Annotated in this window: 13 protein-coding genes and 1 tRNA gene; 4 read left to right on the top strand and 10 right to left on the bottom strand. The window is 58.0% G+C overall.

Annotated elements, in window-relative coordinates; all coding sequences use genetic code 11:
* The first annotated feature begins 192 nt into the window (after window positions 1–192).
* Window positions 193–4164: a hypothetical protein gene (locus EKK30_RS08995; protein WP_290983483.1), complete on the top strand. Its 3972-nt coding sequence runs from the start codon at window positions 193–195 to the stop codon at window positions 4162–4164.
* Between the two features lie 312 nt (window positions 4165–4476).
* Here EKK30_RS08995 and EKK30_RS09000 read toward each other — a convergent pair whose 3' ends face one another.
* The 4 genes from EKK30_RS09000 to EKK30_RS09015 form a co-directional block, all read right to left on the bottom strand.
* Window positions 4477–5367: a hypothetical protein gene (locus EKK30_RS09000; RefSeq protein ID WP_290983486.1), complete on the bottom strand. Its 891-nt coding sequence runs from the start codon at window positions 5365–5367 to the stop codon at window positions 4477–4479.
* Window positions 5368–5638: 271 nt separating this feature from the next.
* Entirely contained in the window at window positions 5639–6751 is a 1113-nt protein-coding gene (locus tag EKK30_RS09005; protein ID WP_290983489.1) for a hypothetical protein, read from the bottom strand.
* A 413-nt stretch (window positions 6752–7164) separates the two neighbouring features.
* Window positions 7165–7240, bottom strand: a tRNA-Ile gene (locus EKK30_RS09010).
* Between the two features lie 92 nt (window positions 7241–7332).
* Window positions 7333–8094 (bottom strand): hypothetical protein, encoded by a 762-nt coding sequence (locus tag EKK30_RS09015; RefSeq protein ID WP_290983492.1) that lies wholly within the window; start codon window positions 8092–8094, stop codon window positions 7333–7335.
* Between the two features lie 304 nt (window positions 8095–8398).
* Between EKK30_RS09015 and EKK30_RS09020 the strand changes: the two genes are divergently transcribed.
* On the top strand, window positions 8399–9022 hold the full coding sequence (locus tag EKK30_RS09020; RefSeq protein ID WP_290983495.1) for an SIMPL domain-containing protein: 624 nt from the start codon (window positions 8399–8401) through the stop codon (window positions 9020–9022).
* 12 nt (window positions 9023–9034) lie between these two features.
* On the opposite strand, the gene EKK30_RS09025 is transcribed toward EKK30_RS09020, so the two are convergent.
* The 3 genes from EKK30_RS09025 to EKK30_RS09035 are packed head-to-tail and all read right to left on the bottom strand — an operon-like array spanning window position 9035 to window position 10991.
* On the bottom strand, window positions 9035–9940 hold the full coding sequence (locus EKK30_RS09025) for a carbon-nitrogen hydrolase family protein (protein ID WP_290983498.1): 906 nt from the start codon (window positions 9938–9940) through the stop codon (window positions 9035–9037).
* Complete coding sequence (locus EKK30_RS09030) at window positions 9940–10548, bottom strand: GNAT family N-acetyltransferase (RefSeq protein ID WP_290983501.1); 609 nt, start codon at window positions 10546–10548, stop codon at window positions 9940–9942. Before EKK30_RS09030 ends, EKK30_RS09025 begins: the two co-directional genes overlap by 1 nt.
* Window positions 10549–10559: 11 nt before the next feature.
* The gene (locus EKK30_RS09035) at window positions 10560–10991 is read right to left on the bottom strand and encodes a ketosteroid isomerase-related protein (protein ID WP_290983504.1); all 432 of its coding nucleotides are present in this window, start codon (window positions 10989–10991) and stop codon (window positions 10560–10562) included.
* A 129-nt stretch (window positions 10992–11120) separates the two neighbouring features.
* Here EKK30_RS09035 and EKK30_RS09040 point away from each other — a divergent pair, with 129 nt between their 5' ends.
* Window positions 11121–11741 (top strand): TIGR02466 family protein, encoded by a 621-nt coding sequence (locus EKK30_RS09040; RefSeq protein WP_290983507.1) that lies wholly within the window; start codon window positions 11121–11123, stop codon window positions 11739–11741.
* Between the two features lie 6 nt (window positions 11742–11747).
* Here the strand turns inward: EKK30_RS09040 and EKK30_RS09045 are convergent, their stop codons facing one another.
* Window positions 11748–12323: a carboxymuconolactone decarboxylase family protein gene (locus tag EKK30_RS09045; protein WP_290983510.1), complete on the bottom strand. Its 576-nt coding sequence runs from the start codon at window positions 12321–12323 to the stop codon at window positions 11748–11750.
* Between the two features lie 78 nt (window positions 12324–12401).
* A complete protein-coding gene (locus tag EKK30_RS09050) occupies window positions 12402–12821 on the bottom strand; it encodes a secondary thiamine-phosphate synthase enzyme YjbQ (protein ID WP_290983513.1) in 420 nt (139 codons plus the stop codon).
* 37 nt (window positions 12822–12858) lie between these two features.
* On the opposite strand from EKK30_RS09050, the gene greA reads away from it, so the two are divergent.
* A complete protein-coding gene (greA, locus tag EKK30_RS09055) occupies window positions 12859–13317 on the top strand; it encodes a transcription elongation factor GreA (RefSeq protein WP_290983516.1) in 459 nt (152 codons plus the stop codon).
* Window positions 13318–13327: 10 nt separating this feature from the next.
* Here the strand turns inward: greA and EKK30_RS09060 are convergent, their stop codons facing one another.
* The gene (locus EKK30_RS09060) at window positions 13328–13819 is read right to left on the bottom strand and encodes a VOC family protein (protein WP_290983519.1); all 492 of its coding nucleotides are present in this window, start codon (window positions 13817–13819) and stop codon (window positions 13328–13330) included.
* Window positions 13820–13821 lie beyond the last annotated feature (2 nt).

A 13821-nucleotide genomic window follows, 5' to 3' on the forward strand; every position in this document is an offset into this window, starting at 1 on the left:
GGCAAACGTGAAGGATCGTCCAGCGCCGACCACATCCGAACTAGGGTTGGCGACGTGCACAAGCTCGCCACCAACACAATCTATGGGGGTTCGATCTTGATGATAACGACGAGTGGGTCGATGCCGCTCACGGCCAGACTCGGGCACCCGTACCTCCCGCACCGATAACCGTGCTACGCCGGGAGGAAGTGTTTGATCAAAATTGCGGACCGCCGTGTTCTTATTCGTGACGATGGCTTCGGTCGGTCCTCAAAGGAACCGAGGTCCTTCAGTGAATTCGTCGATGCCGACGCTCTCATCCTGCTAGGTAATCCTGGCTCGGGCAAATCCACCCTATTCGGCATCGTGGGAGGGACTTACGCCAAAACCGTCAGGGCGTTTCTGCTCGAACCTGCTCCGCCGGTTGCTCACCCGCTATTTCTCGATGGGCTCGACGAATATCGCAAGATCTTCGGGACTGACGCGGCCGCCGATCGGGTTGCTCAAGCGCTCATAGACTTAGGCAAGCCGAAGTTCAGGCTGTCCTGCCGCGCTGCCGACTGGTTTAGCGCTCTCGACCAATCGGTCATCTCGGCCGCGAGTCCAAGCGGTCGCGTTATCGTCTTGGATCTTCTGCCGTTCGACGACGCAGAAATCCGCACAATCGTTGCCGGCCGCTTGACAAACGCGGATCAACTCATCGACGAAGCCAAGTCCTTCGGAATCGCCAACCTGCTCGGTAATCCGCAGACTCTCGAATTGATGGTGAGCGCCTGGAAGTCTGGTAAGCATCCGCGCAACAAATTCGAAGCATATCAGTATGGCGTCGAAAACCTGCTCATTGAAACAAACGCTGCGCATCAACCACGCGGCACGGCGGTTGTAGCCATGAAGGATCTGCGACGCGCGGCCGGCGCCGCGTGCGCCACACTTCTGCTCGCGGATGGCGAGGCGCTGTGTAGGGTGGATGCGGCTCCACATGAGGATGATGTCGTTGCCATCTCAACCATTCCCTATGCGCCGATGGTCCACGCGGATCTGGCACTTACCCGGCGCGTCTTCTCATCCCCAAAAACTGACCTGTTTCAACCGGCCCACCGCACCATTGCAGAGTTCCTGGCGGCCGAATTCCTGGCCAGCCGCATTCGCAACGGTCTCCCAGTGACCCGTACGCTGGCCATGATGTGCGCCCTGGATGGAGCACCTGTTTCCGCGCTGAGAGGCCTATTCGCTTGGTTGATGTGCCATCTCGGCATAGAAGCCGAGTCACTCATTGTTCGAGATCCCTACGCAGTCGCGACCTACGGCGACGGCGCTTGCCTTCAGCCCGCAGTGCAGATCGCAATCTGGTCTGCGCTGGTCAAAGCAACTGATCCGTGGTTTCTTGCCAGCGAAGACGAACGGGGCGCATTCAACGGGTTGGCAAACCGATCGACGCGTCCCATTCTGCTCTCAATTCTCACCGACTCGAATGCCAGCTCTCATCTCCTCGTAGCATGTCTGGAGGCAATTGCGGCCTCCGCCGACAACCTCGACCTCGACGCCGAGATCGCTGCGCATGCGTTCACCCCAACCGATAACACTTGGCTGCGATCAACTGCTTTGCGCGCCCTATTGCGCCATGGCAAAGCTGCAGTGGCGCAAGATGCCGAGCAACATTTGGCTGCGCAAAGCAACGATATGTCTGCGCCGGCGCTGCGTATCACGCTTCTTCGCGAGACCGCGCGGCAAGCCGATTTTGTTGCTCGTGTCGTCTCCATTCTTCATCAGTACAAATCGCAAAGGGACGAACACAGCGTGATTGGGATCCTCAATCCCTTGCGGGATCTGATCCGCCCAATTGACCTCGATACATTACTAGATACCGCCAGCCAACTGCTGCCAGAGGACGCCAGGAACCCTGTCGAGCTAGAGCTTCTCTTTAGGGATTGGCTCATCGATCGACTGGCCACACAGAGGCCGATCGATCCGTTGCAGCTGCTTTCGTGGTTGCGGTCGATCAAACCGCACCAAAGTGATTGTGAAGTCGATGAGGCGCTGGTTGCACGCTTTGGTATTGAGCCGAGCTTGTTTGCCGAGCTCTTCGACACCGCCGTCCGCGAGGCCGCGCCAGAAACTACCGTTGATCTGTTTAGATGCTTGCGTGGGGATTTCACTCGCTGCGTCCCATACAAGCTATGGCCACACCCGCCCCATTTATTCTTGCTTACCAAAGCTGCCACAGAGCCTCTCGCGGCGATTGCGGCTGGCTATTTCCAGGAGGGGATTTGGAGGATTCCCCAAACGGGGTTCACGTTGGCCGAAGCGGAACAAGCCGCTGCGCTTCTCTGTGCCCGGCCGGATCTTGCGGCCGCGGCGAGAGGCTGGGACGTTCATCAGCTGGAACCCTACGTGTTGGAAGAGCGCGAGCGCGTGCTTGCCAGACGACAGGAAACGGAGGAGACGCGCGCAAACAACGTCAAGCGCCTCGCGCCGGATATCGCATCGATCGCATCTGGAAATGCTGTCGGCGCATTGCGCTGGGCCGTCAGATACTATGGGAAAAGGCATGATGCTGACGCTTCTGCGCCTTTGGAAGCGCCACTTGTCGAGCTGACAGATAACGCGATAGCCAACGCCTTCCTTTCGGGGTTTGACGCGTTCGTCGATACTCCGAATCTACCGACCGTTGACGCCATGCTTCAGGCTGGTCGCAACAATGGCTACTCTACTCATCTCATTCTGCTGATGCTGTCCGCATCTATGCGACTACGCGCTCATCGGCCTATCCCTCAAGCTGCCGAGGCAGTTGTCGCAGCGGGGATCATCGCGCGTGCTGATATTTTTGTGAGCGTGCCCGATACTCAGCCGTTGTTTGCGGATTGGTTCTCTGCGCGTCTTATCGATTCGCTATCCTCCGTCCGCTCACTTCTAGCCGATGCTTGGCGCGATGCTGTCGATCGCGGCGCATCGGAGCTTCCGTGCTTCTACGATCTCACGCAACGTCCAGAATGCGCGGCAATCGTCAGCAGCATGATACCGCCGTTGTTCGCCGGGCCAGTCTTACCGACGTCCCAGGTCGCGCAAACTTGCGTCCTTCATCTCCTTTTCAACGAACCGGAAACTGCACGCCAAATGGCCACTGCAGCGCTGGCCAAGGTGTCAACGACAGACGAGATGGCTGGCTTGTGGCTCGCTGGCTTGTTCGTCTTAGAACCAATGCCTTTTGACCTCACCACAAAATTTGCGACTTTATCCGAAAGCGGCGCTTGGGCGGCAATTGATCTTTGGCGTGGCGGTGACGTGATGTCCGACGCGGTTGCTCCCATGCCCTCGGAAAAGACGGCAGCGCTGATTGCAAGCGTCGGTGCTCGCTTCCACAATGCGGGGAGTCGGCTCGGTTCGTCCTGGGGACGGCACAACGACCACGACGCCGCCGAATTCGTCGCTGGAAATATCAAGTATCTTGCGTCATGCGACGATGAACAAGCAGGGCTTCGTCTTGCACAATTGGCCGGCGATCCGGCGCTCGTGAGTTATCGCGATCTCGCGCGGCACCATCTGGCACAGCGCCTGCGGCAGCGGCGGGAGCAGGACTTTGAGGCTCCAGAGCGCGAACGCATTTCGACGAGCCTGATGAATTCGGCGCCTGCCAACATGGCTGACCTGTTAGCTGTCGTCGTCGACCACTTCGAGCAACTTTCCGCGGAGATCCGAGGAACATCCTTTGCAAGATTGAATGCTTACTGGGGCGACAAAAATCGATCCTACGAGCAGCCGAAAGACGAGCCGATCTGCTCCAAGCTGCTGGCTGCTGATTTACAGCATCGGATCGCGCCGCTCGATCTCGCTGCCACTGTGGAGCACCACATGATAGCGGAGAAGCGCTGCGATATCGTAGTATTGCAGGCCGCTATCCGTCTGCTTCCGATCGAGGTGAAGCACCATTATCACCCCGAGTTGTGGAACGCGTGGCGTACACAGCTCGATCATCTATATGCCTCCGACGTGCGGGCTCAAGGTGTCGGCATTTATTGTGTTTTATGGTCTGGAGAGAAGGACGGGCGGCGGATGCCGGCTCTCCCAGCCGGAATTGCTCGCCCGACATCTGCAGCTGAATTGTATGACGCGTTGACATCCCTCATTCCAGCGGACGATCGGCATCGCCTTAGCGTCGTGGTCATTGATATTAGTCCGATGAGGTAACGACCCGAAGGGCCTTGGTTCATTGCTGTGTTGTGGGTCATAGTTCCCACTTGAACGCTTTGTCGAGAATAGCGGGGAGAATGCCTGCAGCTCCGCGGCGGTCTCCTTCTGGAGAGCGTTAACAGCCTCGACCCTGGCGCACAGAGCTTCCAGTTCGGCGACAAGCTCGTTCTTATGCACGATCGGCGGGAGGAGGACTGGGAACAAGCGCAGGAGATTAAGGTTGAGGTTGCCTTGAGAATGTCCTCGGCCAAGTGTCTTGGAACGTGAAATCCATCCCCAATTCGATCGCGCCCATCCTCTAACGGAGGACTATGTCTGACGAGGTTGCACCACGCATAGCTGTGTATCAAAGTGGTGAGCTGCGATTTCTGCAAGTCTCCGTAATTCACTCTGCGGACCAGACAACTGACCCACTTGCCGAGTAGGAATTGGGGAAGGCTCCACAACTTCTTCGACCGGCACAATTCCTATCGAAGTCCGCCCAACGCTGTAGCCGAGGGGCTCCCGCAAACCGCGATCTTTAGCGCGAGCAAGCTTTGCCGCCTCCCGCTGGTCCTCTCTATGTTGTTCTTTTAAATCCGCGCGACGTTCCGCCTTGAGCGCCTCGTCTATTAGATTTGGGAGGTTATCGCGAATTGAGCGAGTCTGTTTTTTCAACCTTTTTTGCAACTTATTCAAAACGTCATGGTCAGTTGCGTGCGATATTTCTCGTGGCTCCGAAAGCACGTATGTTGTGAGCTCATCAAAGGCGACATAGTGTGCTTGCTCGTCAAGTTCCCCTATTTCGGAGGGCTGAACAAAAATCGACTTACGGCCGACGCGCTTGGCTGACCATGCCGCATTGATCGCGGCGAGCTGGTGAAAACGCGGCGCCGCATAAAACACGGTGTTGTTTCCGCGATCTAATTCACACAACAATTGATGCTGTCGCGATCTACTCTGATCCATAACTTTGAAACGATAGTAGGGAGAATTCAGCTTCGTCTTTCTTCTAAGCTTTTTAGTACGGCGTAACATAAAATCAGCGCGTTTAAATTGAAGGTACAGAGGCACTCCGGGCCAATCCAGTTTCACATCATAGCCGACGTTAGCCTCCTCAATCAGACTGGGAAGTATCGGAGCAATCGCCAACGGCGACCAACCGACGATATCATTTAGAAGGGCAAAACCGTAAGAGAATTCTGAGAATTCGGGTGTCATACTATTTCCTAAAAAGCCGAAAGTTAATCGATTGGCTGTCCCGGTTTAGTAGGCAATTTGCAACCATGTGAAATGGCGCCGCAACCGCTCCGTCGTGCCAATCCAACCGCACCAAGGTTCCGAAAAGCAATTGAGCAGAGCGCAAGCGCAACGGTTGCACGTGGGTAGGTTGCGTAAAAGCATAACCATCTGGGAACCCGTCGACTTCAGAGAATTTGTGAAACTGCTCAGGACGGCAAATAGCAACCGGCCGATCCTCTCATCGCAACCACTACGCCGTGAGTTGCTGCGGACTATCTGCTCCCACTAACGCAACCCGTGCGGCGCGCCACAACGTGGATTTATGGAGACCCGGAAACTCAGCGCGCATCTCGGGAATATTTGGCGACCGACCGTGCCTTTCGTGAAACTCGCGAACGAAATCAAGAACATTCGGGTCTCGTTTTCGGCCACGCTTGCCTGCGACTTGACTCCTGACATTCGATCGTGAGCCCGGCGCTGGGCTTTGCGAGCGCGGCGCCTGCTTCCGCGACGTATCCGCAACTCTGGTAGGTTGTGGTGCGCTCTTCGGAACCGATGATCCTGCGCCAGCCGATGGGCGCAAGAACCAGACCGCGGATGGTGCGAAGGCACCCAGCAGTTCGAGCGCAACGGCGAAGAAGCCGGCTCGCGAGAGGCCGATGCTTTCGGCACGCCACCCTGACACATCCGCGACGACCGCCAGCTCAGGACTCGCAATGCGCCCCGCGTCAGGCGAAGGTGTCGTAAGGGTGCGTCGGATTTCGTTCGTGCGAACTCGCAGACCGTCTGCCTCCGCTGCTTTCTCGCGAGCCGCTTGCTTCAGCGCAGCCTGCTCGCAAAAACGCCGAGAGCCTGGTTTCACATTGAGCGGATTGCACGCCTCGGTCGTGCGCCAGCGCGCGTCGGTTTTGAAACCGTCGATCTCGGCTTCGATTGCAGTGAGAGGAGGGGGTGAGCCTAGCTCGACGATGCGGCTCTCAGCGGCACGCAGCTCGGCTCGCAAATCGGCTTCGATCTTGGAGGCGTTGTTGACCTTGGCGTCCCTCGTGACACGCTCTATCGTCGTGATCGAGGCTGATGCCCAAAGCGAAAGAAAGATAAGCATCACAAAGACGACGCTGAGCGCACCGGATGTCACTTTATGCGAGCTTGCCCACAGAGCGACAATTATCGCCGGCAAACCCACTTTGGCGACGTCTGCCACCGCCAGAGTCGTGCCGGTCATCCAGGGCTCTGCTTCTGAAGCGGCCAGCGTGACCCCGTAGCGGTAGGCATAGACGATGCTGGCACCGGATGCGGCGAGCGCTATTGCCATCGCGATCAGCCAGCCAGCAATCCGAAGTATAGCGAGAAGAAATTTCACGGGATGCATCCCTGTCTGTTGACGAAGGTGCCGAGCACTTCAGCAAGGAACGGCGTTGGCAGCGGCTGAGACGGCTAGGAGCTCAACGATGGACTCGTATTCGGAAGGACGGTCAAGGATGCAGGTATCGTCATCCCCAGAGCGCTGAAATATTTGCTCACTGAGAAGCATTGTTTGCTGTGAAGCCAACTGTCTAGGATCGCGTGCTGAGCCGGTCACGCCGATCGACGAAATACGCGAATAAAAATGCCGACGAGATGCAATTCCAGATGCGGGGGTTTCTGCGGCTGTGGATTCGGGCCGACTTCGGGCGCCGATCAAGGTCAGCGCTCTTTTGATGCGACGGCGCCTCTAAAGTGGACCTAACTGCGAGACTGGTAGATTTAGAAGTTTAGCTAACATATTGATTTCTCTGGTGGGCCCGCCAGGACTCGAACCTGGAACCAGACGGTTATGAGCCGTCAGCTCTAACCATTGAGCTACGGGCCCCTCGCGGTGCTTCTCTTATCAGATGTTTGCCGCGGGGACAGCCTCAACGACGCTTTTGTGGCAGGCAATCTGTCACTCCAATTCCTGGTCAATCAACTCCGACCAGAAGCTCCACGTTTTTTGTAGAGTTCGTCGTAAGTCTTCCCGGTCGCCATCCGATAGGCGGTATTTCTGAGGCCGCGGAAATAGCGTTGCAGGCCGCGCCGGAGGGCCCATGCGGGGCGGGTCGGATCGCGAATGCTGTCGTGTACGATGACCGCATCGGGCGGAGCATCGTGCAATTCCAGTCCGGCGAATCTAATCGGCAAAGTCCCCACCGAATAAGTTTCCGGGCTGTCGGACATCGCCTGGATCAGCATGTATTCGGCGGAATTCCCCTTGCCCGCCCGGCGGCAGGCGGCCTCCCAGCCGGCGATGAATGCGTCCGACCCGATGTTGGGCCGAAGGAGGAGCACCCGCGTGGTGGGCTTCAGGGCTTGGCGGGAGCCCATGGAGGTTCCCTTGGTTCGCATGACCACGTCGCCGCGTGTTTGCAGGATGGCACCGATGTCGCCGCGTACGCGGCAATCAACGTCCATGAAGACCAAAGTTTCAGCTGGATGATCGAGGCGCGCCTGCGCGAGAACCGTAGGCTTCTGGCGAGTCTGTGAATACCAATCACCGTCGAGGAGGGGACGCGCGTAAAGGTGATGAGAGATGCGGTGCTCGACGAGGTTGTTCGCGAAGGCCCTGGCGGCAGCCTCGTAATTGGGAGTGAAAAAGCCGACTACCAAGAATTCCGAGCCGAACGACTGGCGAATGTCGGAACCTGTAGATGCGCTGTTGGCTTCGTCGCGAGCTTTCGTGTCGACCATTCTCTTTTCCGGCGCAGCATGAATGCGTCGAACGCCCAAGCGAGCAAAACGCGGCTCAAGCTATAGCAGGAGATACCGCCGTCGCAAGGCGCGCACCGAGGGGACAGGCGCGCCATTCATGCCCTGGACAGTATTCTGCCCTCTTTTGTCCTCGAAGCGACTATAGCGACCAAGGGGAAAATGTCGGAGATACTTGATGCTTAGCGCCCTGCGTTCCCGCCGCCTCCCTTCAGCACTTCAACTTGGCTGCATAACGGCGTTGCTCATGACGCCAGCAAGCCTTTTGCACGCGGAGGATAAGCCGATGGAACGAACAATCACGGTTTCCGCGACGGGAACGGCGGAGGCCGAGCCTGACCGCGCGCGCATCACCTCCGGCGTATCGACGGAGGCTGCCACGGCCCGCGAAGCGCTGACCAAGAACAGTGAGACGATGACGACGATCATCACGGAATTGAAGTCGAAGGGCATCGATCCGAAAGACATCCAGACCGCCTCGTTCAACGTCGAACCGGTCATGGATTATTCGAAGGAAGGCCAACCGCCGAAGGTGCGCGGCTATCGCGTCAGCAATCAGGTGGTGGTGCTCGTGCGCAAGCTTGGGCAGCTCGGCGATATTCTGGACAATGTCGTGAGCGCCGGCGCCAATCAAATACAAGGCCTTGCCTTCGAAGTGTCGAAGGAAGATGCGCTAAAGGACGATGCCCGCAAAGAAGCGGTGGCGAACGCACAGCGCCGGGCCAAGCTTTTGGCCGCTGCGGCAGGTACCGATGTCGGCGAGGTTCTCCAGATATCGGAGGAAACGAGTTCAAGCGGCCCGGTGATGTACGCGCCGCGTCTCGCAAAAGCCGCTGCTTCATCGGTTCCGATCGAGACCGGCACAAGCACGCTCGAAGCGCGCGTGACGATCACCTGGGCGCTGAAGTAGTACCTTTGGTCTCTAGGAAAGCCGGACGACTTCGACGGCGACCTTCGGCGTTGGAGCCCCTGGCTGGATCGACCAATCGCCGAAATTGTGCATCTCGCCGGTCTCGCGCACGCGCCGTAGCCGCGCAATGTCGATCTCTGCGGTCACCCATTCCGCGGCATTAAGTGTTCCTTGGGCCAGCACGCCGGTGTCGGAGACACCGTTCTCGGACGGGACGTAAATTCCGGCGGCTCCGGCGTTGAAGTCGACGGCGGGCGACCACGGTGCGTCGCCCACGATCGGGCTTTGCACGGAAGCAATCGTATTTTCCAGCGCGCGGGCCATCGAGCCCGTGCGAACGCGGTGATAGCCGGAAACGCGCTCCGTGCATGAGGGCACAAGCAAGACCTCTGCACCTGCTTCAGCCATGGCGCGCGCGATGAGTGGGAACTCGCTGTCGTAGCAGATCGCAATGCCGAACGCGCCGATCGCCGTCTCGAAGACGCGCACCTCTTTGCCTGCGGTCACGCCCCAGGAGTGCTCGAACGGAGTCATGATCAGCTTCTCTTGAACGCCGACAGTCTCGTTCGGGGTGACAAGCTGAGCTGAATTGACGAAGCGCCCATCTGCCTTCTTCTCGGGACCGGAGCCGACGAGAATATGCACCTTGTGCTTTTTCGCGAGTTCGACGTGGAATTGAACTCGTTGATCCTTGATCTCCGCGACCTTGGTGAGCGTCGCCTGCAGATCACCGTATACTTCGGGGCCAAAGCATGCCGCCTGCTCGATGGCAGCGTACTCGGGGAACACGAGAAGCTCTGCGCCGGTCGCCGCGCCATTCTTGACCCAAAGCGCAATCTTCTCCTCCCACTCGGCAAGCGTTTTGGGCTGACCGATCGGGTATTGAGAGCTTGCGACCTTGAGTGCCTTGTGATGCATCAGAGCTTCTTCATCCAGAACTGCATTTGATGGGTCGTCTCGCCTGGCTGATCAACATCCTGCCAATCATACGTGGCGACCAGCCCTTCCACTGGCTCGTAGCCCCGCTTTCTCCAGAACGGATCAAGTGGGGCATAATCTTTAGGTTTCAACGGGTGATCGTCTGGCCGCACGACACGGCAGAACGTGGAGTGGGTGAAGCCGCCGAGCTTCTTTGCTTGGGCCTCGCGCCCGTCGAAGAAGGCGTGACCCAGACCGTGGCCGCGATGGCTTTTCAGCAGAACGCTTTCGCCGCAGTAGAAGATCTTCGAGATATCGTAGCCGGCCTTCTTGAATGGCTCTCCGAACTCATCGGCGTGCTCGATCATAGGAGCACCGGTCGACGCGCCTACCATTTGGTCGCCATCGTAAGCACAAACCACGACGGCGCCTTTGGCTTTGGCGAACTTCTCCAGGTACTTCTCTTCGTATTCCAGCGTGCCTTGGTAGAGATAAGGCCAGTCGCGAAACACGATGATCCGAAGCCGGCTGAGATCGGGAAGGACGGAAAGAATATCCGCTCCCGTTACCGATTTGACTTCGAGCTTCTTCTTTTCTTCGGCCGCCATGCTTCGTTCCCTCAGCCAGCGACTTGAGCGATCCAGTCGGTGAGATTGTAATAGGTCGTCACCCGGGCGATCTTGCCATCGCGAATTGCGAAGAACGTTCCGGCGGGCAGCACGTACTTTTGGCCAACGGCGTCAGGCAGCCCTTCCTCGGTGTTCTTGTAGGTGCCGTGCACGTTGAATTCGGCCGATGCACGTGTGGCATCCTTAGATACCATAACGACGATGTCTTTAAGCTCTTCCTTGTAATTGTGGGTCATGCGCGCATTGAAGGCGCGAAATTTCTCGATGCCCTGACGGCGCTCGCCCTGGTTAACGTCGTGGATGACGTCATCGGTCAGGTAATTGAGCATCGCGTCGGTGTCGCCGCGATTGAAGGCGGCGTAGTAGTCGCGAATGAGGGCTGCCGTTGCTGAGCGGGCTTCGGATTCGGAATTGTCGGACATCAGGAGTTTCTCCGGTCGGCTTTTTTGCGATTCGATCTTGGGGGGTCTTAGCAGGTCGGCTCCCACCCTTCCATGCGCAAGGATGCTGGGGTAAACGCGACATTTCACCTTCCATTTGGGGGCTAGGTCATGGCGCGCGTACAGGAGCTTTTCGTCACCCAGATTTACCGTGAGGAGCTCGCGCGAGGTGCGACGTCTCAGCTGGTATCCGAACTGCTAACTGCGGCGGAGGAGATATCCGGTGCCGACCGGGCGGGACAAAATTGGTCTAAAGCCAATGATTATCCTGGATATACATCTTATGCCTCGCTGAACGATCTGCCCGTCCGAGATCCGACTTTCGCTGACCTCGTCGCTGTTCTGGACCGGCACGTCGCGGGCTTCGCTCGCACGCTTGAGTTCGATCTCGATGGGCGAGCGCTGGTTCTCGACAGTCTTTGGATCAATGTTCTGAAGCCAGGCGGTCACCATAGCGCGCATATCCACCCGCACTCGGTAATCAGCGGCACGCTGTACCTTGCCGTTCCCAAAGATGCGAGCGCGATCAAATATGAAGATCCCAGACTGCCCATGCTGATGGCCGCGCCACCGCGTAAGTCCACAGCGAAGGATAAGAACAAGACCTTTGTTTCGGTGGCGCCGTCGCCAGGTACGCTCCTTCTTTGGGAAAGCTGGCTCCGGCATGAAGTGCCGATCAATCACGCCAAAGCCGAACGCGTTTCGGTAAGTTTCAATTATCGCCTTGAGTAGCCCGGCTCAGTCCGCCGTGCCGTCTTGAGGAAGCGGCACGTCGAAGCCGTTCAGGACCACCGAGACGGTACAATAGAGGCCGACCAAATAGATGAACTCGGCCGCTCCGTCTTCGCCGAACGCGGCGACTGCACGTTTGTATGTCAACGCGGGGAGTGTGCTTCCCGTCACTAGGCTCGAAGCAAGGTCGTAGGCGACTGCTTCTTCACTCGTCAAATCGGTCGGCCGATTGCCGGAGATGATTGTGGTGATCTTGTCGTCCGGCAGGCCGCGGAGCTCTGCGATAAGGACGTGAGCATATAACTCGTACGCTGCGTGGAACTTCGTGCCCGTCACGAGAATGGCGATCTCGCGGACGGTGCGCGGCAGCTTCGGCGACGATGACATCGCCTTCGTGTATTCCCAAACGGGGCCACCAAATTTCGGAAAGCGAAGCCAAGGGTTCCAAGGGCCGATCAGCTGGCCATTCTCGTTGATGGCAGTGAAGCCTTTGAAGTTGGCCTCGATGCCCTTTTTCATATCGTCGTAGAGAGACTTCTGTTCGGGTGTCAGCGTGTCGGTTGGGATGAGGGGGAGGCGCATGAAAAACTCCATTTGAAGGCGACGGCAGCAAGCGCAGTGTGCGAGTAGCTGTGTTTCACGCTCATGCAAAAGAAGGCGTTAATCGCCGATGACGTGCACGATCACTTCGCGCGTATGGGGTCGAGCACGATGCTCAAAAAGGTAAATGCCTTGCCAGGTTCCGAGCATCAGCCGTCCGTTGGCGATGGGGATCGTCAGCGTCGATTGCGTCAGTGCGCTTTTGACGTGAGCAGGCATGTCATCTGGCCCTTCGGCGCGATGGACGAATAGCGGATCGCCGTCCGGTACCAAACGCTTGAAGAATGCGATCAGGTCCCGCTGCACGTCGGAATCCGCGTTCTCTTGGATCAGCAGCGATGCCGAGGTGTGGCGGCAGAAAATGTGGACCAAGCCCACTTCGATTTCAGAATTCCCAACGATTTGGACGACATCGAGAGTGAACTCGCTGAGACCCTGGCCCCGGGTCTCTATCGTCAACGTTTGCTGGTGTTGTCGCATTCTGGTACCGGCCCTGGAAAATGCTTATATTGGCTCGATGAGCAGAGCATTTGTGAGAGAATCCGACGCCGTGGAAGAGCTTCCCGAGAAGCTCGTCTCGGAACATCGGAACTTGGTGACGCCGGAAGGCTTAGCCCTGATCGAGGCCGAGGTCGAACGTCTTCAGGACGAGCTTGCGGCGGGTCAGCGTTCGGGCGACCGAGACGCAATCCAGCGCACCTCGCGAGATTTGCGCTATTGGACTCAACGGCTGACGACCGCGGAAGTTCAGGCCGCGCCCTCCAACGCCTCCGTCGTCTCGTTCGGTTCGACTGTCACGCTGGAACGCGACGATGGCCGTGTGCAGACCTTCCGCATCGTCGGCGAGGACGAATCCGATCCCGCCAAGGGAAGGATCTCGTACGTCTCGCCACTCGCCCAGGCGCTAATGGAAAAGAGCGTGGGTGATACGGTGACCGCCGGCGCTGGCGAGGCGGAAATCATCACAATCGAATAGTGGCAGCCGGCTAGTCGCTGGTTGACGCCGGCATGAGCTTCCGCATGGCCTGTTCGATCTCGGGAACGCTCATGTCACGCAGATGCGTTGCGATAGACCATTTGTGGCCGAATGGATCCTCGATGATGCCGTACCGGTCGCCCCAGAACATGTCTTCGACAGGCATTCGGAGTAGCGCGCCAGCTTTTACGGCACGCTCGACGAACGCGTCGACATCGGAAACGTAGAGGTGGATGGTCACGGGGCTGCCGCCGAGAGTGAGGGGCGAAACGGCGCCCCACTCGGGCAATTCATCGACAAGCATCACGCTGGCGCTCCCGATCTTGATGGCCGCGTGCATGAGCTTGCCGTTTGCTCCGGCGAGCCGCATCGACTCGGTCGCACCGAAAGCATTTTTGTAGAACTCAATGGCGTCCGCTGCACTTGCGCACACGAGGTGAGGCGTGACGGGTTGGCAGTCCTCCCTGCGGATGCCTCCCGGCTCTTCTTGAATTTGGGACATTT

The sequence above is a fragment of the Hyphomicrobium sp. genome, from assembly GCF_003987855.1.
GTDB lineage: Bacteria > Pseudomonadota > Alphaproteobacteria > Rhizobiales > Hyphomicrobiaceae > Hyphomicrobium_B.